Annotated in this window: 21 protein-coding genes; 10 read left to right on the top strand and 11 right to left on the bottom strand. The window is 67.6% G+C overall.

Annotated features, from left to right (window positions below; genetic code table 11):
- Positions 1-29 precede the first annotated feature (29 nt).
- Positions 30-431 carry a DUF779 domain-containing protein gene (locus KZC51_RS02455; RefSeq protein WP_247628436.1) on the top strand — a complete coding sequence of 134 codons (402 nt, stop codon included), beginning with the start codon at positions 30-32 and terminating at the stop codon, positions 429-431.
- Positions 432-529: 98 nt separating this feature from the next.
- Here KZC51_RS02455 and KZC51_RS02450 read toward each other — a convergent pair whose 3' ends face one another.
- The 7 genes from KZC51_RS02450 to KZC51_RS17915 form a co-directional block, all read right to left on the bottom strand.
- Positions 530-1,285, bottom strand: coding sequence for an ABC transporter ATP-binding protein (locus KZC51_RS02450; protein WP_247628435.1), 756 nt, complete (start codon positions 1,283-1,285; stop codon positions 530-532).
- Entirely contained in the window at positions 1,282-2,079 is a 798-nt protein-coding gene (locus tag KZC51_RS02445) for an ATP-binding cassette domain-containing protein (protein WP_247628434.1), read from the bottom strand. Before KZC51_RS02445 ends, KZC51_RS02450 begins: the two co-directional genes overlap by 4 nt.
- Positions 2,076-2,936, bottom strand: a complete 861-nt coding sequence (locus KZC51_RS02440) for an ABC transporter permease (RefSeq protein ID WP_247628433.1) — start codon at positions 2,934-2,936, stop codon at positions 2,076-2,078. The genes KZC51_RS02445 and KZC51_RS02440 overlap by 4 nt, the downstream gene beginning before the upstream one ends.
- On the bottom strand, positions 2,933-3,895 hold the full coding sequence (locus KZC51_RS02435; RefSeq protein ID WP_247628432.1) for an ABC transporter permease: 963 nt from the start codon (positions 3,893-3,895) through the stop codon (positions 2,933-2,935). Before KZC51_RS02435 ends, KZC51_RS02440 begins: the two co-directional genes overlap by 4 nt.
- 52 nt (positions 3,896-3,947) lie before the next feature.
- Positions 3,948-5,444, bottom strand: coding sequence for an ABC transporter substrate-binding protein (locus tag KZC51_RS02430; RefSeq protein WP_247628431.1), 1,497 nt, complete (start codon positions 5,442-5,444; stop codon positions 3,948-3,950).
- Positions 5,445-5,472: 28 nt separating this feature from the next.
- Positions 5,473-6,168: a DUF1684 domain-containing protein gene (locus KZC51_RS02425; RefSeq protein ID WP_247628430.1), complete on the bottom strand. Its 696-nt coding sequence runs from the start codon at positions 6,166-6,168 to the stop codon at positions 5,473-5,475.
- Positions 6,169-6,379: 211 nt separating this feature from the next.
- Entirely contained in the window at positions 6,380-6,583 is a 204-nt protein-coding gene (locus tag KZC51_RS17915) for a helix-turn-helix domain-containing protein (protein ID WP_372491743.1), read from the bottom strand.
- Between the two features lie 282 nt (positions 6,584-6,865).
- On the opposite strand from KZC51_RS17915, the gene KZC51_RS02420 reads away from it, so the two are divergent.
- Both KZC51_RS02420 and KZC51_RS02415 read left to right on the top strand, forming a co-directional pair.
- On the top strand, positions 6,866-7,408 hold the full coding sequence (locus tag KZC51_RS02420) for a cutinase family protein (protein ID WP_247628429.1): 543 nt from the start codon (positions 6,866-6,868) through the stop codon (positions 7,406-7,408).
- Positions 7,409-7,944: 536 nt separating this feature from the next.
- Positions 7,945-8,839 (top strand): IS5 family transposase gene (locus KZC51_RS02415; RefSeq protein ID WP_247628428.1). Its coding sequence is split into 2 segments (ribosomal slippage): positions 7,945-8,301 and positions 8,303-8,839, totalling 894 coding nucleotides; the frame shifts between segments, so codons are not numbered across the junction.
- On the opposite strand, the gene KZC51_RS02410 is transcribed toward KZC51_RS02415, so the two are convergent.
- The 3 genes from KZC51_RS02410 to KZC51_RS02400 all read right to left on the bottom strand — a co-directional run bounded on the left by KZC51_RS02410 (position 8,836) and on the right by KZC51_RS02400 (position 12,251).
- Positions 8,836-9,798, bottom strand: coding sequence for an IS481 family transposase (locus KZC51_RS02410; protein ID WP_247630570.1), 963 nt, complete (start codon positions 9,796-9,798; stop codon positions 8,836-8,838). The two genes, KZC51_RS02415 and KZC51_RS02410, sit on opposite strands and share 4 nt — an antisense overlap.
- 372 nt (positions 9,799-10,170) lie before the next feature.
- Positions 10,171-11,286, bottom strand: coding sequence for a DUF3137 domain-containing protein (locus tag KZC51_RS02405; RefSeq protein WP_247628427.1), 1,116 nt, complete (start codon positions 11,284-11,286; stop codon positions 10,171-10,173).
- A complete protein-coding gene (locus KZC51_RS02400) occupies positions 11,283-12,251 on the bottom strand; it encodes a hypothetical protein (protein WP_247628426.1) in 969 nt (322 codons plus the stop codon). Before KZC51_RS02400 ends, KZC51_RS02405 begins: the two co-directional genes overlap by 4 nt.
- Before the next feature lie 80 nt (positions 12,252-12,331).
- On the opposite strand from KZC51_RS02400, the gene KZC51_RS02395 reads away from it, so the two are divergent.
- Both KZC51_RS02395 and KZC51_RS02390 read left to right on the top strand, forming a co-directional pair.
- Complete coding sequence (locus tag KZC51_RS02395) at positions 12,332-12,934, top strand: GNAT family N-acetyltransferase (RefSeq protein ID WP_247628425.1); 603 nt, start codon at positions 12,332-12,334, stop codon at positions 12,932-12,934.
- A gap of 22 nt (positions 12,935-12,956) precedes the next feature.
- Positions 12,957-13,313, top strand: a complete 357-nt coding sequence (locus KZC51_RS02390) for an avidin-fold protein (protein ID WP_247628424.1) — start codon at positions 12,957-12,959, stop codon at positions 13,311-13,313.
- Between the two features lie 89 nt (positions 13,314-13,402).
- Here KZC51_RS02390 and KZC51_RS02385 read toward each other — a convergent pair whose 3' ends face one another.
- Complete coding sequence (locus KZC51_RS02385; protein WP_281731697.1) at positions 13,403-13,993, bottom strand: Lrp/AsnC family transcriptional regulator; 591 nt, start codon at positions 13,991-13,993, stop codon at positions 13,403-13,405.
- 151 nt (positions 13,994-14,144) lie between these two features.
- Between KZC51_RS02385 and KZC51_RS02380 the strand changes: the two genes are divergently transcribed.
- Genes KZC51_RS02380 through KZC51_RS02360 form a run of 5 tightly spaced genes read left to right on the top strand, consistent with a single transcriptional unit; the run spans position 14,145 to position 19,389 of the window.
- Positions 14,145-15,731: an ABC transporter substrate-binding protein gene (locus tag KZC51_RS02380; protein WP_247628422.1), complete on the top strand. Its 1,587-nt coding sequence runs from the start codon at positions 14,145-14,147 to the stop codon at positions 15,729-15,731.
- Positions 15,732-15,742: 11 nt separating this feature from the next.
- The gene (locus KZC51_RS02375; RefSeq protein ID WP_247628421.1) at positions 15,743-16,804 is read left to right on the top strand and encodes an ABC transporter permease; all 1,062 of its coding nucleotides are present in this window, start codon (positions 15,743-15,745) and stop codon (positions 16,802-16,804) included.
- Entirely contained in the window at positions 16,801-17,712 is a 912-nt protein-coding gene (locus tag KZC51_RS02370) for an ABC transporter permease (protein WP_247628420.1), read from the top strand. The genes KZC51_RS02375 and KZC51_RS02370 overlap by 4 nt, the downstream gene beginning before the upstream one ends.
- Positions 17,709-18,557, top strand: a complete 849-nt coding sequence (locus KZC51_RS02365) for an ABC transporter ATP-binding protein (protein WP_247628419.1) — start codon at positions 17,709-17,711, stop codon at positions 18,555-18,557. Before KZC51_RS02370 ends, KZC51_RS02365 begins: the two co-directional genes overlap by 4 nt.
- Entirely contained in the window at positions 18,550-19,389 is an 840-nt protein-coding gene (locus KZC51_RS02360; RefSeq protein WP_247628418.1) for an ABC transporter ATP-binding protein, read from the top strand. The genes KZC51_RS02365 and KZC51_RS02360 overlap by 8 nt, the downstream gene beginning before the upstream one ends.
- Positions 19,390-19,610 lie beyond the last annotated feature (221 nt).

Raw genomic sequence — 19,610 nt, 5'->3', positions numbered from 1 at the left:
CCCGGCTCCCTTCCCGGAAGGCGGCAGTCATGGTCAGCATCGGCACCTACCAGCGCGTGGACGTGACGGATGCGGCGGCATCCCTCGTGCGTGATCTGACCGTGCAGCACGGACCGCTCATGTTCCATCAGTCGGGCGGATGCTGTGACGGCTCGTCGCCCATGTGCTACCCCGTGGGCATGTTCATCACGGGGCCCGGCGATGTGCTGCTCGGTGCGCTCGACGTGGGGCTGGAGGCACCCGTCGAGGTGTTCATGTCGGAGTCGCAGTTCGAGTACTGGAAGTACACGCACCTCACGATCGACGTGGTGCCGGGTCGGGGGGCCGGCTTCTCGGTCGAGGGGCCGACGGGGATGCGGTTCCTGATCCGGTCCCGGATGCTGAACGACGCGGAGCTCGCGTACTTCGGGCTCTCCGCGCCGTCGGCGTGAACGACGGTCCAAGAGTGGCCAGAATCCCGGCTATCCGATGGCCAGAAACACCCGATATGGGGTGACTTGTTCGCTTCGGCGGGGGATGTGTCGCGGTCTCAGCGCGGCAGCCGCGGAACGGCGTCGACGAGCGCGCGCGTATAAGGCTGCTGCGGGGCATGGAGCACGGCCGCCGTGGCCCCCTGCTCGACGACACGACCGTGCTGCAGCACGACGGTGCGGTCGCAGGCCGAGGCGATCGCTGTCAGGTCGTGCGACACCATCACGAGCGACAGGCCGTTCTCGCGGCGCAGCCGGTCGAGCAGCTCGAGCACCTGCACGCGCGTGGTGACGTCGAGGGCGCTGACCGGCTCGTCGGCCAGCAGCACGCGGGGGCGCGAGACCACGGCGCGCGCGATCGCGATGCGCTGACGCTGTCCTCCGGAGAACTCGTGCGGGTACCGGCGTGCGGTGTCGGCGGGCAGCCCGACCGACTCGAGCGCCTCGGCGATACGGCGTTGCGCATCGGTGCCGGATGCCAGACCCAGCGAACGGAGTGGTTCGCCGATGATCCGGTCGATGCGTTGGCGGGGGTCGAGAGACGAATACGGGTCCTGGAACACCGGCTGCACGCTCGCGCGGAACCGACGCATCTGTGCGCGATCGCGCAGAGCGAGCGGGGTGCCATCGAACAGCACCTGTCCCTCACGCGGGGCGGCGAGGCCGAGCATCAGCCGGAGGATCGTCGACTTTCCGGCCCCCGACTCACCGACGAGGCCCAGCGAGTCTCCCTCGTCGATGCGCAGCGAGATGTCGTCGAGAACGCGGCGCGATCCATAGGAGAATCCGGCCGCGCGCAGTTCGAGCAGCGTCATGGTCCGACCTCCCCGGCGTCGAGGAACGCATCGAGCGCACGGGCGCTGTCGACCAGCATCCGCGTGTACGGCTCGGCCGGCTCCTGCAGCACCTGCGCCACCGGCCCCGCCTCGACGACGAGCCCGTCGCGCAGCACGACGATGCGATCCACCATGCTCGAGACCACGGCCAGGTCGTGGCTGATGAACAGCAGCGCCATGCCGCGCTCTGCGACCAGGCGCTCGAGAAGAGTGAGCACGCTGTCCTGCACGGTGACGTCGAGCGCGGTGGTCGGCTCGTCCGCGATGAGCAGCTGCGGGCGGGCCGCGAGGGCGATCGCGATCGCCACCCGCTGTCGCTGGCCACCCGATAGCTCGTGCGGGTACGCGCGCGAGATGCGCGGATCGGAGAGCGCGACCTCGTCGAGCGCAGCGGCGATCGCGGCGCGCAGTTCCTGACCGCGCAGCCCGAGGTGGCGGCGCAGCGGTTCGGCGATCTGACGCCCCACCCGCATCAGCGGGTCGAGCGCGGTCAGTGGCTCCTGGAACACGATCTGCGCGACGGGTCCGCGCAGTGGTCGCAGATCGGCATCCCGGGCTCCGATCACCTGGTGGCCGTCGAGCAGCACCGAGCCCGACGCCGAGAGCGAATCCGGCAGCAGACCGGTCACCGCGAGCGAGGTGAGCGACTTGCCGGAACCGGATTCGCCGATCAGGCCGAGACGCTCTCCGGCTGCGAGCGAGAACGAGACCTCGCGCACGAGAGCGTGGGATGCCGAGCGCACCGAGAGGCCGGCGACGTCGAGAAGGCTCATCGACTCCTCCTGCGGGTCGGGTCGGCCAGGTCGCGCAGTCCGTCGGCGAGGAAGTTCACGCCGAGCACGAGCGCGATGATCGCGACACCGGGAGCGATCGCACCCACAGGAGCGGTGAGCACGGTGCCCTGTGCCTCCTGCAGCATCCGGCCCCACGATGCGTTGGGCGGGGGAGCGCCCAGACCCAGGTACGACAGGCTCGCCTCCGCGAGCACGGCGGCACCGAACTGCAGCGCGAGACTCACGGCGAGGGTCGGCGCGATGTTCGGCAGCACGTGCTGGAAGACGATGCCGAGCACGCTCGTGCCGCTCGTGCGGGCGGCTGTGACGAACTGCTCCTGCAGCACACGACGAGCGAGGATGCGCGTGAGCCGCGCGACCACCGCCGACATCGCGAGACCGATCGCGAGCACGGCCGACCACAGTGACGCGCCCTGGATGGCGACGACCAGCATCGCCAACAGCAGCACGGGAAAGGCGATCACGACGTCGAGTCCTGCCGAGAGCGTGTCGTCGACCCACGGTCGGGAGAACGCGGCGATCAGGCCGACGATCGTGCCCAGCACCGCGGCGATCGCGACCGCGCAGGTGCCGACGATGAGGGCGATCCGCGCGCCCCACATCAGCTGGGAGAGCAGGTCGCGTCCGAGCCGATCCGTGCCGAGCAGGTGCAGCGCGCTCGGTCCCTCGAGGCGGCTGCCGCTGGTGTCGGCGAGCGGATACGGCAGCCAGAACAGCGAGACCAGGGCGATGAGCACGATCGCACCCGTGAGGACGAGCCCGATCAGCAGGGTCGCCTTCGGCCGCCGCCGCACGGGCACGGATCCGGTGATCAGTTGTTCGGCGACGCGGCTCATCGATTCCCCGAGACGCTCGTGCGCAGACGCGGATCGATCAGGCGCTGCACGATGTCGGCGGCGAACCCGACCATCAGCACGAACAGCGTGCTGATGACGAGGACACCCTGGATGACCTGGAAGTCGTGCTGCTCGATGGCCGACAGCAGCAGACTCCCGAGTCCGGGAAGAGTGAAGACGCTCTCGACGACGACCGCGCCGAGCAGAGTCGTGGACAGCTCGATGCCGAGGACCGCCACCACGGGCACCGCGCCGTTGCGTACGCCGTGACGCAGGAGAGCCTCGGCGGTGCCGGATCCGCCGGCGCGGGCGGTGCGGAGGTAGTCGCTGCCGATCACGTCGAGAGTGGCCGAGCGGACGTAACGGCTGAGTGAGGCGCTCATGACGATCACGATCGTGATCACCGGGAGCGCGAGCGAGCGCAATGCGTCGGCCGGATCCTCCCAGTCATCGCGAGGGAAGCCGCCAGAGGGCAGGAGGCCGAGTCCGAGTGCGAACACCCACACGAGCACGACGCCGACCCAGAAGACGGGGACGGCGACGCCGAGCTGCGCGAAACCCGAGAGCGCGATGCCGTACCAGCGGTCGGACTTCACCGCGGCGGTGATGCCGATCACGAGCGAGACGAGCAGTGCGACGGTGAAGGCGATGAGAGTGAGCGGAAGGGTCACGGTCAGGCGGTCCGCGATGTCGGGTCCGACCGCACGACCGCTCAGGAACGACTCGCCGAGGTCGAAGCGCAGCAGCTGTCCCGCCCAGGTCGTGAACTGCTGCGGGAGAGGCTGATCGGAGCCGACCTGTTCGCGGGCGGCCGCGATCTGCTCGGGAGTGGCGTTCACGGACAGCAGGGCGTTCGCCGGGTCGCCGGGGAGCAGGCGCAGCAGCACGAAGATCGCGATCATCGCGACGATCAGCGACACCACGAGGAAGGCGAGGCGGCGCAGCAGGTAGGCGAGCATGGCTTCTCAGGATGACGAGGGGGATGCCGACGCGCGGCATCCCCCTCGCACGTCAGGACTTGACGATGTCGTAGGCGAAGAACTGCGAGTTCAGGCCGTTGACCGGGTACCCGCTGAGGTCACTCGAGGCGACCACGATCTGCGGGTACAGGTACAACCATACGCTCGCGGCATCCGCGGCGATCTTCTCGTTGACCTGCTTCAGAAGGGCGGTCTGCTCATCCGTCGTCGCTGCCTGCTCGGCCTCGGCGACCCACTTCTGCACGTCGGCGTCGTCGTAACCCCAGTAGAAGTCGGGGTTGCCGTACCAGACGACGTCACGGTCGTTCACGTGCTCCTGGAGAGTGGCCTCGAAGTCCTGCTCCTTGAACACCTTGGTGTACCACTCGTCGGCGCTGATCGTGTTGATCTCGACCGTGATGCCGACCTCGGCGAGCTGCGACTGCAGGAACTCCGCCACGGCGGGGTGCGGGTCGTAGCTCGGGGTGTCGAGCGTGAACGTGAAGCCGTCGGCGTACCCGGCCTGCGCGAGCAGGTCCTTCGACAGGTCGATGTCGTACGGGTTCACGCTCGTGAGGTCCTCGTACCAGGGATCGGTCGGCGGAACCATGGAACCGATCAGCGTGCCGTAGTCGCCCCAGATCGACTCGAGGAGCTTCTTCGTGTCGATGGCCGAGTAGATCGCCTTGCGCACCAGGACGTTGTCGAAGGGGGCGACCCGGTCGTTGAACGCGAGCAGCTCCTTCGTGGTCGACGTGCCTTCGCTGATCACGTAGTCGTCGTTGTCGAACTGCGAGAGCGAGTCGGGGCTCTGCACGCTGGTGATCACATCGATCTCGCCGGTGAGCAGGGCGTTGTTCTCGGCCGTCGCGTCGGTGAAGTACGTGTAGACGACCTCGCCGTTCTTGGCCGGCTCGCCCCAGTAGTCGTCCCAGCGCTCGAGGGTGAGGGTCGAGCCCTTCTTCCACTCGTCGAGCGTATAGGGGCCGGTGCCATCCTCCGCGGCGGTGATGTCACCCGCTTCATCGTTGACGATCCACACGTAGCTGAGGTTGTAGAGGAACGAGATCGACCGCTGCGACAGCGTGAACACGACGGTCTGGTCGTCGGGGGTCGCGATGTCGGCGATCGTCGAGAAGCTCGACTTGCGAGCCGACACCGAGTCTTCGGCGGTGACGGCCTCGATGCTCGACTTCACGTCGGCGGAGGTGAGCGGGTCGCCCGAGTGGAAGGTCACATCGTCGCGCAGCGTGATCGTGTAGGTCAGGCCGTCGTCGGAGACCTGGGCGTCTTCGGCGAGCAGCGGCTCGACCTCGCCGTCGTCCGTGAGCCGGTACAGGCCTTCGTAGACGTTCCCGGTGAGCGCCTCCGTCACGCCCTGGCCACCGCCCTGGGTGTTGCTCAGGTTTTTGGGCTCGTACAGCGAACCGATGAAGATCGTGGCGTCTTCGCTCGCCGTGGTGTCATCGCCCGTGCCGGACGCGCAGCCGGCCACGAGGGCGAGCGTGGCGACGGCGCCGAGCGCGCCGAGGATGCGGGTTCTTCTCATGAGTGCTCCAGGGTGAGAGTGTGCGGCGTCACGCCGCGTAGATGTCGAAGCCGTCGCGGAAGACGACGTTCTTCTCACCTGCTCGGATCGGCAGGGGGAAGCGGTTGGATGCCGGCGGCAGCGGGCAGTTGTACTGCGCGCTGAATCCGCACGGCGGCACGAAGGCCCTGTTGAAGTCGAGGACGACGGTGCCCTCGTCATCGCGCAGCTGCACGAACAGGAAACGCCCGGAGCCGTAGGTCTCCGATCCGTTGGTCTCGTCGCCGAAGACGAGCAGCAGCGTGCCGCCGTCGTCGAACGCCGCCAGGTCGTACTCGCGTCCGTCGAGCGTGAGGCGGATGTCGCCCGGGACGACGAGATCGCGCGTTCCGCCGTTGTCGCGGATGTGCTCGAACGACACCCGGCGGTCGCCGGCGACCGGGGTGAAGTGACCCTCCAGCACCCACGCCGGGTCGTACTCGTAGGTGTCGATGCGGTCGAAGGCGCGGATCGCGGGTGCGTCGGCATCCCAGACACGCAGTCCGTGCTGGTCTTCGCCGGTGTCGATGTCGGTGCGCTGGATCGGCGTCACGGTGACACCGGCCCGCGCCGCATTCTGCTCGGCTTCCAGATCGGGGCGTTCGCCGGTCCAGCGGGTCTCGATCAGCGCCAGGTTGCCGGTGGCCCCGGTGACGGAGGCGCGGCGTTCTGCTTGCCAGAGGGTGTGGGATTCGCGTTCAGACATCACCTTCCATTCTCTTGCATGCAGACGGGGGTGGGGCCGTGACCGTCACTTGCGGTAACGCGGTCCGCGACGGCCTCGGGTGCCGCATCGTCGGAGCGGGGACCTTCGATGAGACTCATCCGGCACATGAGATCGCACGCCGCTGCGCCTCAGGCTAGACGGCGCAGACCGAGCAAGCCTGGAGGAGAAGGTCAAGCACGAAACCCTGCCGTCACCAATAGGCGTTGGCGACCCTCTCGATCTGGGCGGCCGGAACGTGGAGGACGCGCAGAACTTTCATTATGGTGCTGGCTCTGGATCCGTGGCCATCCGCCTCGTCGAGGCGCCGCTCCATGCGTGCATATGTCGACACGTCGATTTGGGCGGATTGAGCTACTTGTTCTTGTGTCATGCCGCGAGCTAGCCGAGCCCGCAAGTTGGGCGTAGAAAATACAGGATTCGGAATCTAGTTGGAGGAATCGCGGCAGTCCTGATGATGGCCGGGCTGGGAGTGGTCGGGCCACCTCCCGCAAACGCTGCCAGCGCGGGCATCTGCGACTTTGGCATTCTCCTGACGGCACGAGGCACAGGCGCTGCCGCAGGTGCGGGCCTCGCTCACGGCAATCGAGTGTGGACGACGGGAGGACATGGAGACGAGCTGCTTTCTCTGGCATGGCATTTCAAAGCGAGTAGTCCGCTGCCGATGTATGTGGCATCGGTGAACTACCCCGCTTCGGGCGACGGAAACTACTTCAACAGTGTGATGGTTGGCCGAGCGAACCTCGTCAACGAGATCAACTGGCTAGTCCAACAGTGCGGCTCGTACACGCCCGCGATATTCCTCGCAGGACATTCCCAGGGCGGCGCCGTAGTACTAAACGCACTCCTTCAGGTTTCGGGTGCCCCGAATCTCTCCATCAGAGCTAAGAGTGCGATTCGGGCCGTAGTCGTATTCGGTGATCCGAACTTCTCCCCCAACCAGCCATACAACGCCCCCGGTTCCCCCACTAACACGGACGGGCTCATGGGTGGAGGCATCCAGGCATACAAGGATCAGTACGCTTCCTACCGGTCATGGGGCTGGCCGATGGGTAGTTCCTTCCAGGGCTGGGTCTATAAGATTCGTTCATACTGCTATTCCGGCGACTTCTTCTGCAACCGCGGGAAGGCCTCGAACGCCATGAACATTCACAACCTTTACGGCGAGAACTCCACGACGGCCGCTCGTCAGTGGATGGAGTACATGGTAAATGCGTTCTAGGGTGGAGGAGTGATGGCCACTAGGGAAGCACGGCGCGGCGTGCTTAGCACGGCGCTTTGGGGAGTGCAGTTCGCGGTGGCAGGGGTTCTGATCCCGTTCGTCTATTTCAAGAGGATCTACGTCCCCCATTGTGATCAGCAGTGCAATTTCGAACTCTTGCATGCGACCGGGAACATCTTTGCCGCATTCGCGGTTTTGTTGTTCTTACTCGTTGGCGCGCTGCAGTTTTTGCTTCCAGGGCGGCCGAGGTGGTGGCTTCCGCTCGTTGGAATCTTGGTCACCGCGGCCGGTGCCTTCGTTGCTAGCTATGTCAGTGAGGTGGCGCTACTGATGCGGTAGGTCATGCCCAGCGAAGGCCTGGCGCCCGGGCGCGAACGAGGAGTCATGTGGCGGTTTCACTTGGTTTTGTGCGCTCAGGTGGTCGACATTGCTGCCGATCGGGCGACGTCCTCCTCGCCCACGTGTACTGACCCAGATTGGCGTTCACCGAGGGGTGTCTGATAAGTAGATGGGCGGCCGCCTGGGACGCTTGAGGCGTGTCGCGTTTCCAGTTGCTCTCGGATGCTCAGTGGTTGTTGATCGAGGGCATGCTGCCCAGCTCGACGGGTCGGAAGGGGCGGCCGTTCTCGGATGCCCGGTCGATGGTCGAGGGCATCATCTATCGGTATCGGTGTGGGATCGCGTGGCGTGATCTGCCGTCGGTGTTCGGGCCGTGGCAGACGGTGTGGACGTGGCATCACCGGATGGCAGTCGAAGGCACCTGGGACAGGGTGCTCGCGACGCTCGCCGCGCAGGCGGACGCGGACGGGCTGATCGACTGGTCACTGTCCGTGGACTCGACGATCGCCCGGGCGCATCTGCACGCGACGAATACGACTCGCCCCACGGGGGGATGGATCGCACTACACGAATCTGGCCGTCGAGCCGCTTGATCACGGGATCGGCCGCTCCCGGGGCGGGTTGTCGACGAAGATCCATCAGCTCGTCGACGGCAGCGGGCTCCCGCTGGTCACACTGATCACGTTGGGTCAGGCTGGGGACTCGCCCATGCTGTTGCCACTCCTGCAACAGTTGCGAGTCGGCCGGGACGTATGCCGGCCACGCACCCTCCCGGACGCGGTCCGCGGAGACAAGGCCTACTCATCACGCGCGATCCGGAAACACCTGCGCGAGCGGGGCATCAAGGCCGTCATCCCCGAGCCCAAAGATCAGAAAGGGCATCGCAAACGGCGCGGCTCACGCGGCGGCAGACCGATCAGGCTCGACGCCAACGACTACAAGAACCGGAACGTCGTCGAGCGCCGGTTCTGCCACACCAAGCAATGGCGCGGCCTCGCCACCCGCTACGACAAGCGCGCGATCGTCTACCGCGCCGCAGTCCTCATCCATGCAGCAATCGCGTGGACCCAGCAATTATCAGACATGCACTAGGTGTGATGTCCAGGCAGGTTGTTCTCGATCCTGCTGATGGGCGGGGCTCCGATTGCGGAGTGGTGCCTGTGATGATTGTAGAAGTGCATCCAGCCGGGTAGCGCGGCTCGACGTTCGGCCTCGGATCCATAGAAGCGGGCGTAGGCCCAGCCATCGGCGAGAGTGCGGTGGAAGCGTTCGATTTTGCCGTTCGTCTGTGGACGGTAGGGGCGCGTGCGTTTGTGCCGGATCCCGAGCGCCGCGCAAGCGTCTCGCCAGGCGTAGGACTTGTAGGCGGAGCCGTTGCCGGAGAGGACGCGTTCGACTGTGACGCCGTGGTCGGCGAACCAGGCGGTTGCGCGTTCGAGGACTCCGATCGCGGTGACCGCTTTCTCGTCCATGCAGATCTCGGCGTAGGCGACGCGGGAGTGGTCGTCGATGACGGTGTGAACGAACGCAGTGCCAACGTTGGGTTTGTAGTGGGCGTGCCGCTGCCCGGTCCGCTTCGCCGTCGCCTCCCGGTTCCGATCGCCCTGCTGTCTGCCGACAAACCGCCACCCGCCGCCGTCTGGGATGTTGCCGAATTTGGTGATATCGACATGGATCAGCGACCCGGGATGGTCGTGCTCGTATCGTCTGATGGGTTCTCCCGTGACCCGATCGATGTGGCTGAGCCGGTTGATCCGGCACCGCACGAGCACGGCGTGGATGGTCGAGGCGGGGATGCCCAGCTCTCCGGCGATCTGCATCGGCCCGAGCCGTCGCCGCCAGCGTGCCTTCACGATCCGTTTGACCATCGTCGGCGACGTCTTGGTCGGCATCGACCGCGGCCGACTGGACCTGTCGGTCATCCCCGCAGGCCCTTCGACCCGGAACCGTGCAGCCCATTTCCGTGCTGTGGGCGGTGAGGTCATGAACATCTTCGCCGCGACAGCGACCGGCCAACAACGTCCCTGGACATCACAACTAGGGGCGGTGATCTGGACTCCATCGTGCTGGAGCGGAACCGGAGTACTAAGGGCTCACGTCGCTCGGGACCTGAGACCGGACGTAGGAGGATCTGCCTGCGTAGGTCGATCCGAGCAGGAGGCTCCTGCGCTGGCTCGGTCGCCTACCTCCGGTAGGGACAGGGACCATGCGCCTGAATGAACGCAAGACATTGCAACGTCATCCGGTATACCATTCTCCTGAGCGCCGAGCATCGTCAGTCCCCAGCTGACCGCGGGCGCGACGGCTACGCCGTCATCATGCAGGAGGAGGATCCCCAGTTCTTCTTCTGATCCCGAGGGGGGATGGGGTGGGCGGCTGTTCCCCAAACGGCACCCACCCCCACATAGATGGGAGCGCTCCCTCTAGTTCAGTCGGCTCCAGAGCCAGAACACGCCGAACGCGATCAGGACGACGATCGGCAGCCACGTTCCGCTGCGCTTGAGCCGACGGCCCTGCGGTGCGACACCGGGTGGCGGAGTGAGCAGGCCCGCAGGCGGAGCGAAGGGCAGGGCGGCATCGGATGACGCTGCTGGTCGTGACGCCGCGGATTCCGCGTGCTCGGCGAGCAGCCGCTCATCGCGCCACCGCGCCCACTGGTCGAACTTCGTGAGCAGCGCCCCGACGGCACCGAACAGCCACGCCCACGTCGCCGGATCGAGCGTCGACACCTTGCGCTGCGTGTACAGGAAGAGCCAGTCGTCGACGATCTCGACGTCGAGCTGTGCGGCGTTGTCGATGAAGCGGGCCATGATGTCAGGCGTGAACAGGTACAGCGCGTCGCGCTCATAGCCCGCCGGGCAGTACAGCGTGAAGTGCTGGTCGAAGTCGCCCTCGAGCGACAGTCGCTGCTCCTTCTGGAACGAGGCCGGCAGGTTCGATCCGAAGCCGTTGTTGCCCTTGGCGTCGAGCACGATGTTCGGCAGCGGCACGTCGAGCTTCACCGCCACGTAGCCCCATCGGTACGTGGTGGAGTTCTTCCCCCTCTGCACCGTGTACTGATAGTTGCCGAACTCGACGAAGCGAGGCGTCGAACCCCGCACCAGGTCTGTCGCCAGACGCGAGCGTCCCAGGCTGAAGATCATGCCCGGCAGCGGCGGGTCGGCGACGCGAGCCTCGTACGACATCCCGTTCGCCCGTGCGAACCGGTCGAGCCGATAGCGGGTGTCGCGTCCGTTGCGCCAACCCAGCCAGATCATGATCGCGATCGCGGCCAGCACCAGGCCGATGAGCAGCAGGGGGATCGCGGCAGCCGCGGGGGAGCCGCTGGCCGCGGCGAGACTGACGATGACCGTGACCACGGTCGGCACCAGCACGAGTGTCACGACGACCGCGACGACGATGCCGATGATGGTCGAGATCGCCGGCCCCTGCGCTCCGCGCGCCCGCACCTCAGCGGCGAATGCGCGGACGGCTGCCGGATCGACAGGGTCGGTGAGGGGTGCGGCGTCGAAGGTGAGCGGAGACTGCGGAGCGCTCACCGATTGACCTCGTCGCCGTGCCAGCCCAGGTCGGCGCCCTCGGCGATCGGCAGGGCCTCCAGGCGTTCGTCGGCGCAGATGGCGCGGATGAGTTCGGCGGATCCGGCCACCACGGTCGAATCGAAGTCGACCTCGGTCACCACGACCCACGACCGATCCTCCGGCCAGATGATGCTGGGGCCCTGCGCAGAGGCCTGGAACCCGTGCTCTTCGGCGATGCGGTCGCGCCACGGCACGTCGAGCACCCATTCCGGATCTGCGAAGAGGCGCGGCGGCACGGAGAAGAGCACGTGGTCGCGACCGGGCAGTTGAAGTCGTGGGCCCTCGGAGATCTCGCGCGACAGGATGCCCTCCTGCCACGACGGCTTGCGGAACACGTTGTTGAACGGGTCGTGCGTGCTGCGGTTCAGCATCGCCTCGTGGTTCGGATCTTCGCCGACGATGAAGAAGGCGCGCGAGGGCGATTCGCCCAGGTAGCCGACGAGCCCGCCGGTACCCTCCCACAGCGCGGCGTAGCCGGCATCCGGGGTGTGCGTATGGGTGACCAGGTGCGTGGCGACGGCGGCCAGGGCGTCGACGTCGAGCTCACCATCGATCGGGGCCGTGAACTCGCGGCCGTCAGGGGCGACGCGCGTCCGCCAGTCCTCCTCGGGAGGTGTCCGCACGAGTCGCTGCCACTGCGCCAGCGGATGCAGCGTCGTGCCGAACGCAGCGGCGGTCTCCGCCCAGGTGGTGGGCTCGTCGACGAAGAGGCCGACGAGCCGAGCCTGCTCGTCCGGAGCCAGGCGCTCCCATTCCTGGTGGGTCGGGACCGCGCGGTCGGGCAGGGATCGCACCACAGCGGGGTGGAACACCCGGGCGTACGCCGGGTATCCGTGCGGGACGACGCCATGCATGGTCCCGTAGTCCTCATCGAGCTGCTCGCGCAGCCATTCGCCGACGCTGGGGTTCGCGATCCACTCCATGCGACCCACGGTACCTGCCGCGCGACAGGCGTGCCCTATGATCCGAACGTCGAGAAGTGAGTCTTCTGAGGGGATCGCGCGTGGTGGATCAGACGCCGTTGCAGAATGGGGGACTCGCCCCCGAGTACCCGATCCCGACCGCACGGCTGCTGCTGCGACCGATCGCGGCCGACGACGCGGTCGCGATGCACGCGTACAAGTCGGATCCGGATGCGGTGCGCTACGTGCCCTATGCCCCGCTGACGCTCGGCGAGGTCGAGCAGCGCATCGCGACGACCTGGTCGCGCACCGTCTTCACGGCGGAGGGCGACGGGATCTGCCTCGCGGTGGAGGAGCGCGAGAGCGGTGCGCTCGTCGGCGACGTCGTGTTGTTCTGGCGCAGCGAGACCGATCGCGCGGGCGAGGTCGGCTATATCTTCGACCCCCGGTTCTCGGGGCGCGGTTACGCCACGGAGGCGGTCGACGCGCTGCTCGCGCTCGGCTTCGACGGGCTCGGACTGCATCGGATCGCGGCGCGGATCGATGAGCGCAACGCCGCGTCAGCACGCGTCGTGGAGCGGTTGGGCTTCCGCCGCGAGGCGCGTCTCGTCGAGAGCGAGTGGTTCAAGCAGGAGTGGACGACGCTCCTGATCTACGGCCTCCTCGAGGGCGAGTGGCGAGAGCGGTCCGCATCCGTGCGGTGATCGCATCCCGCATAATCGAGGGGTGACTGCCACTGCAACGATCCCCTCCCTCGACGGCCGCCGATTCCGGATGGTGTCGTCCACCACCTCTGCGGTCGACCCCGCTGCGCCGAGCATCTTCGAGTACTTCGAGCGCGACGGGGCGATCTGGGGCGGGTACGAGGGTGACACGGTCACATTCGGCAAGTTCGTCGGGACCCGCACCGGGGATTCGATCTGGGTCTCGTTCGTGCACGTGCTCGTCGCGGACGGCACCGTCGTGACCGGGGACGGCGAGAGCGATCTCGAGTTCACCGAGGACGGAGCGATCCGCCTGGTCGAGCACTACGAGATGCACGGACTTCCGCAGCTCAGCGTGTGCGAGGAGATCGCGGCCTGAGGCCCGCCTCGCACCCGTGAGGGGTCAAGACACGCCGTGCTCGGATGCCGCGGCGCGGCGTGTCCTGACCCCTCACGGGTGGGTGGGGGTCAGCGCGGGGGGAGCGTGTCGCGGCCGGGGGAGGCCGGGGTCCAGCGCGTCATGCCGAGCAGGGCACTCGCGCTCGCGCGCTCGGGGAGGTCGCCCGGCAGCAGGTACGGGCGGCGGATGACTTCGTCGAGAACCACCACGCTCACGACCGTGCGCACCTCGGGCAGCTGCGCGATGACGCCGGTCGAGAACTCGTGCACACCGCTCACGTCGACCGCGCGGATCAGCAGCATCGCATCGTGCTCGCCCGTGGTGATCGCGCACCACTCCACATCCGGCATCTCGAGCACGCGGTCGCGGAACGACGCCCAGGCCTGCGGCAGCACCGTGACGAACACGAGTGCGCCGATCGAGAGTCCGGCCTTGGCCTGATCGACCCGTGCGCTGAAGCCCGTGATCACCCCGTCGTGCACGAGCGATTCGACCCGCGTGTACGCATTCGCCCGGGAGATCCCCACCTTGTCCGCGAGTGCGGCGATCGAGACGCGACCGTTATCACGGAGCACTTCGAGGATTCTGTACGCGGTCTCGTCCAACGGGGTGGCATTCCGTCCAGAATGCTTTGACTGTTCGGCATCCTTGCTGGACATATTGCTCCTCACGTCCAAGGTTCTAGACAGACCATGATGATGATCCGCATCCTTGCTGGACACATCGTCGCATATGATGCGAATCTGATCACCGGTCGTCCACATCTGGCTCGGCCACACCCGAATGTACTCCTCGCCTCTGGAGGCTCTCATGTCGTCACGTCGCAGCACGTCGGTCATCGCGATCGGAGCCGTTGCGCTCCTCGCGCTCGCAGGATGCTCAGGAGGGAACTCGGCCAACAACGGCGGCCAGTCCTCCGGCACGGATTCGCTGGTCATCGACACGGCGTTCTCGATCGAGACGGCCGACCCCGGCCACACCTACGACCCCACCGGCAACATGATCGCCAAGGCGCTCTACGAGACGCTGGTCGACTTCAAGGGCTCTGACGTGTCGACCCCGGTCCCCGGCCTCGCCTCCTGGGAGCAGAACGACGAGGCGACCGAGTTCACCTTCACGCTCGAGGGCGACCGCGTCTTCTCCGACGGCTCGCCCATCGAGGCGAAGGATGTCGTCTTCTCGCTGCAGCGCATCCAGGGCATGGCCGACGCCAAGCCGAACTTCCTGCTCGGCGGCCTCACCATCACCGAGGTCGACGACAAGACCATCGAGTTCACATCCGAGACCCCGCTGCTGCAGCTGCCCGCGATCCTCGCGAACCCGGCGCTCGGCATCGTCAACTCCGACGTCGTGATCGAGAACGGCGGCACGACCGACGGCACCGACACGGCGCAGAAGTTCCTCGACGGGGAGTCGGCCGGTTCCGGCCCGTTCGTGCTCGACACGCTCGACCTCAGCTCGCAGGTCGTCCTGACCCGCAACGACGAGTACAACGGCGACGAGGAGTCGGCATACAAGCGCGTCGTCGTGCGCAACGTCTCGGAGAGCGCCACGCAGCTCGCCAACCTCAAGGGCGGCGACTCGATGGTCGCGATGGACCTGAACGGCGACCAGGTCGCCGGTCTGGGCGACGACATCACGGTGGACTCGGTCCCGTCCGGACAGACCATCTTCCTGCTGCTGAACCAGTCCGAGGCCGTCGCTGGTGACCTGGCGAACGTCAAGATCGCCGAGGCCATCCGCTACTCGCTCGACTACGACTCGCTGCTGGAGCTGGCGGGCGCCGGTTCCGTGCAGGCGACCGGTGTCATCCCGCCCGGATTCGAGGGCGCGCTCGACAGCGGAGTGACGCAGGACCTCGACAAGGCCAAGGCCGCGCTCGCCGAGGCCGGCTACACGGGCCAGACCCTGAAGCTGCAGTTCCCGAACGACTACCCGGTCGGTGGCGTGGAGTTCACCCCGCTCGCCGAGCGCATCCAGGCACAGCTCGAAGACGCCGGCATCACGGTCGAGCTCGCCCCGGCCCCGTTCGCGACCGAGCTCGACGCCTACGTCAACGGCACCGAGGGCTTCGGCCTCTGGTTCTGGGGTCCGGACTACGCGGACTCCGCGAACTTCCTGCCCTTCGGCCCCGGTCTGAAGGTCGGTCTCCGCGCCGGCTGGGCCGCTGAGGCCAACCCGGCCATCGCCGCGATCGCTGCTGATGCCGCTGCAGCCACCGACGCCGCTGCGCGCACCGATGCCTTCACGGCCTTCGCCGAGGCCATGCAGACCGAGGGCCCGTTCGTGCCGCTGATCGTCCCCGGTCGCAACATCTCCTCGGCCGACAGCGTCACCGGCGCCGTGTACAACTCCGTCTGGGAGATGGACATCGCCGAGATCACCCCGGCCGGCTGAGCGGACATCTCATGACGACAGTGGCGGTGCAGAGGCAGGCGCAGCGGCGCCGGTCGCCTCTGCTCGGATACCTGCTGCGGCGGGCCGGCACCTCCCTGCTCCTGTTGGTGGGCGTGACGATCGTCACGTTCGCGCTCACCAACCTGGTGCCGGGAGACCCGGTCTCGGCCGCACTCGGTGAGGGCGCGTCCCAGAACCCGGCGACGCGCGAGGCGTTCATCCGGGAGCACGGACTCGACCAGCCACTGTTCGTGCAGTACTTCATCTATATGGGGAACCTGCTGCGCGGGGACCTCGGCACGTCGCTGGTGACCGGACGCCCGGTCACCAGCGACCTCGCCACCGCGGTGCCGGCCACGATCGAGATCGCGATCGGCGCGATCATCCTCAGCCTCGTGGTCAGCATCGTGCTCGGCACTCTCGCCGCCTACCGGCGCGGACTCGTCACCGACCAGGTCATCCGCGTGGTGACGCTGGTGGGACTCAGCGTGCCGACCTTCTGGCTGGCGCTGGTCAGCTTCTATGTCTTCTTCCTGGAGCTGCGCATCGCGCCCGGCTCCGGACGCATCTCCCCGTCGATCACGCCGCCCCCGCGTGTGACCGGGCTCTACACGGTCGACTACCTCCTGAACGGCGACGCGGTCGGCTTCTTCGACGCCCTCGCGCACCTCGCCCTGCCGGTCATGGTGCTGTCGCTCGTGACGATCGGTCTGCTCACTCGGTTCATCCGCACCTCGGTGCTCGAGGTGCTGGGCAGCGACTACGTGCGAGCCGCGCGGGCCAAGGGACTCCCGGCGATGCGCGTGATCCTGGACTACGTGCTCCGCGGCGCCTCGCTGCCGATCCTGACCGTCGTCGGTGTGGCCTTCGGGGCGCTGCTCTCGGGGACGGTGCTCGTCGAGTCGGTCTTCGCCTGGCCGGGATTGGGCACCTACGCCTATAACTCGGCCGCGAACCTCGACCTGCCCGGCATCATGGGCGTCGGTCTCGTGGTCGGATTCATCTACCTCCTCATCAACTTCGTCGTCGACCTGCTCTACGGCGTCCTCGACCCGAGAGTGAGGATCGCATGAGCCGCATCGCCGCCGCGACCCCGGCCGGACGCTTCCGCTTCCGGTGGCCCCGAGCCTGGCGCACCCCGCTCGGCATCATCGGCACCGTGATCGCGGGCGCCTGGGTCATCGTCGCCTTCACGGCGCAGTGGTGGGTGCCGTTCGGCCCCAATGCCCAGGTGCTCCCTCGCCTGCAACCGCCGGGTATCGACACGATCCTGGGCACCGACGGCAACGGGCGTGACATCTTCTCGCGTCTGATGACCGGCGCCACCGTGAGCCTGCCGCTCGCGCTCACCCTGGTGATCGCGGCCATGATCATCGGCACCGTCATCGGTGCGCTCGCCGGGTACTTCGGCGGCTGGCTCGATGAGACCCTGATGCGCATCACCGACCTGTTCATGGCGTTCCCGACCGTCATCCTCGCGATGGTGGTGGCGGCATCGCTCGGCCCTTCGCTGTTCAACGCCGTGATCGCCGCGATCGTGGTGTCGTGGCCGCAGTACTCCCGCGTCACCCGCAGCATCGTGCTCGGCCTGCGCGGTCAGAACTACGTGATCGCCGGACGGCTGCTCGGCCACTCGCCGCTGCGGACGCTGTTCGTCGACATCCTCCCGAACATCGCCGGGCCCGTGCTGGTGCTGGCGACGCTCGACATCGGCGCGGCCATCCTGCTCCTCTCCGGGCTCTCCTTCCTCGGTCTCGGCGCGCAGCCGCCGACGGCCGAGTGGGGATCGATGATCTCCGGCGCGATGCAGAACTTCGATGCCTGGTGGCTCGGAGTCTTCCCCGGACTCGCGATCCTGACCGTGGTGCTCGCGTTCAACTTCCTCGGTGACGCGATGCGCGATGTGCTCGACCCGACGGCCGAGATCACGCACGAGAAGCAGGCCGAGCACAAGGCCTCCGCGACCGGAGTCGCCGCATGAGCGCCCAGAGCACGCCGGTTCAGGGGGCGGCGACCACCGTCGCCCCGACGCTGAGCATCCGCGACCTCACGATCGACATCGGCCGCCCGCTCGTCAAGGGCGTGTCGATCGACCTCGCGCCCGGTCGCATCCACGGTCTCGCCGGCGAGTCCGGCTCCGGCAAGACGCTGACCTCGCTGGCGGTTCTCGGATTGCTGCCGCGACAGGCCCGCACCGGGGGGTCGATCCGCCTCGGCGACGACGAGCTCGTCGGTCTCGGACGCCGCGCGCTCAACCGCATCCGCGGGAAGCGCATCGCGATGATCTTCCAGGACCCCTCGGCGTCGCTGCATCCGCAGCTGCCGGTCGGCCGTCAGCTCACCGACCACATGCGCGTGCACCTCGGCCTCAAGGGGGCGGCGGCGCGTGCCAGGGCGGTCGAGCTGCTCGAGACCGTGCAGGTGCCGAACCCCGACGAGGCGCTGAAGCGCTACCCGCACCAGTTCTCGGGCGGACAGCGTCAGCGCATCGCGATCGCGTGCGCCCTCGCGTGCGACCCCGACGTGCTGCTGGCGGACGAGCCGACCACGGCGCTCGACGTCACGGTGCAGGCCGGCATCCTGCGGCTGCTGCGCGATCTCGCCACCGAGCGACGCCTGGCTGTGCTGCTCGTCACGCACGACCTGGGCGTCATGAGCGCGATCGCCGACGAGGTGGCCGTCATGAAGGACGGACGCATCGTCGAGCGGGCCGACCGCGAGACCCTGTTCCTCTCGCCGCAGCACGAGTACACGCGCACGCTGCTCGCGGCGCTGCCCGGTTCGAAGATCGAGGAAGCACCCGAGGGAGAGGCCGCTGATGAGTGAGGTCGCTGTTCTCGACGCGCAGAACATCGTGGTGCGCTACCCGGGCAACCCGCCCGTCATCGCCGTGAACGGGGTCTCGCTCAGCGTCGCCCCGGGTGAGACCGTCGCCCTGGTCGGCGAGTCCGGCAGCGGCAAGTCCAGCCTGGCGCGTGCCGTGGTGGGCATCGAGAAGACCGCGGGCGGGACGGTGCTCTTCCGGGATGCGCCCGTGTCGCCGCTCGGCATCCGTCGCCGTTCGATCGCGCTCACCGGCATCCAGATGGTGTTCCAGGATCCGTCGACCTCGCTGAACCCGCGACGCCGGATCGGCGAGCAGATCGCCGACGGCATCGCCACTGCTCGCGCACGGGGTGCGGAGGGGTCGACCGTCGAGGAGTGGCTGGAGCGCGTCGGGCTGCCGACGACCGTGAGCTCGCGGTTCCCGCACCAGTTCTCAGGCGGGCAGAAGCAGCGCATCGCTATCGCCCGCGCGCTGGCCGCGCGACCATCGCTGCTCGTCGCGGATGAGCCGATCTCGGCACTCGACGCCTCGACGCAGACGAGCGTGGCCGGACTCATGCGCGATCTCGTGGCAGAGGCCGGAGCCGGGATGCTGTTCATCTCGCACGACCTCGCCGTGGTGCGGCGCATCGCCGACCGCACGTTCGTGATGTTCGGCGGACGCGTGCTGGAGTCGGGTCCGACCGACCGGGTGTGGGCTGATCCGCAGCATCCGTACACGCGGGCACTGCTCGCCGCGATCCCGGAGCCGGACGGCGCCGGTCGCATCCCCGTCGCGCCGACGACCGAGGAGCGCATCATCTGGTCGGAGATCCCCCCGGTCCTGAACTGAGGTCGTTCGCGCGCCTCGTGCGGCAGCCCTTGTCGGGTTCGTCGGCCCTCTCGCTCCCCTCGCCCGGTGGTCCCGTCGGGCGAGGGGCCACAACGTACCACCGGGCTGCGCTGGGCGCTGTGCCTGTCGACGGCCCCGCGTCCCTGATTGTCGAAGGCGATGATCTGCGACCTCTGCGCACCCAGCCGGCGCATCTGGTCGCGACGGCAGAGCTGTGACTA

Origin of the sequence: Microbacterium croceum (assembly GCF_023091245.1) — a bacterium.
Classification (GTDB): Bacteria; Actinomycetota; Actinomycetes; order Actinomycetales; family Microbacteriaceae; genus Microbacterium; species Microbacterium croceum.
Note: the sequence above shows the minus strand (reverse complement) of the source record. Positions and strands in the feature narration are given on the sequence as shown.

What these genes read in the sequence shown, in the direction of transcription:
- KZC51_RS02375 (WP_247628421.1), top strand. Translation starts at nt 15,743, where the DNA reads ATGACGACAGTGGCGGTGCAGAGGCAGGCGCAGCGGCGCCGGTCGCCT.
- KZC51_RS02360 (WP_247628418.1), top strand. Translation starts at nt 18,550, where the DNA reads ATGAGTGAGGTCGCTGTTCTCGACGCGCAGAACATCGTGGTGCGCTAC.
- KZC51_RS02370 (WP_247628420.1), top strand. Translation starts at nt 16,801, where the DNA reads ATGAGCCGCATCGCCGCCGCGACCCCGGCCGGACGCTTCCGCTTCCGG.
- KZC51_RS02445 (WP_247628434.1), bottom strand. Translation starts at nt 2,079, where the DNA reads ATGAGCCTTCTCGACGTCGCCGGCCTCTCGGTGCGCTCGGCATCCCAC.
- KZC51_RS02450 (WP_247628435.1), bottom strand. Translation starts at nt 1,285, where the DNA reads ATGACGCTGCTCGAACTGCGCGCGGCCGGATTCTCCTATGGATCGCGC.
- KZC51_RS02430 (WP_247628431.1), bottom strand. Translation starts at nt 5,444, where the DNA reads ATGAGAAGAACCCGCATCCTCGGCGCGCTCGGCGCCGTCGCCACGCTC.
- KZC51_RS02400 (WP_247628426.1), bottom strand. Translation starts at nt 12,251, where the DNA reads ATGGAGTGGATCGCGAACCCCAGCGTCGGCGAATGGCTGCGCGAGCAG.
- KZC51_RS02380 (WP_247628422.1), top strand. Translation starts at nt 14,145, where the DNA reads ATGTCGTCACGTCGCAGCACGTCGGTCATCGCGATCGGAGCCGTTGCG.
- KZC51_RS02440 (WP_247628433.1), bottom strand. Translation starts at nt 2,936, where the DNA reads ATGAGCCGCGTCGCCGAACAACTGATCACCGGATCCGTGCCCGTGCGG.
- KZC51_RS02425 (WP_247628430.1), bottom strand. Translation starts at nt 6,168, where the DNA reads ATGTCTGAACGCGAATCCCACACCCTCTGGCAAGCAGAACGCCGCGCC.
- KZC51_RS02385 (WP_281731697.1), bottom strand. Translation starts at nt 13,993, where the DNA reads ATGTCCAGCAAGGATGCCGAACAGTCAAAGCATTCTGGACGGAATGCC.
- KZC51_RS02455 (WP_247628436.1), top strand. Translation starts at nt 30, where the DNA reads ATGGTCAGCATCGGCACCTACCAGCGCGTGGACGTGACGGATGCGGCG.
- KZC51_RS02435 (WP_247628432.1), bottom strand. Translation starts at nt 3,895, where the DNA reads ATGCTCGCCTACCTGCTGCGCCGCCTCGCCTTCCTCGTGGTGTCGCTG.
- KZC51_RS02365 (WP_247628419.1), top strand. Translation starts at nt 17,709, where the DNA reads ATGAGCGCCCAGAGCACGCCGGTTCAGGGGGCGGCGACCACCGTCGCC.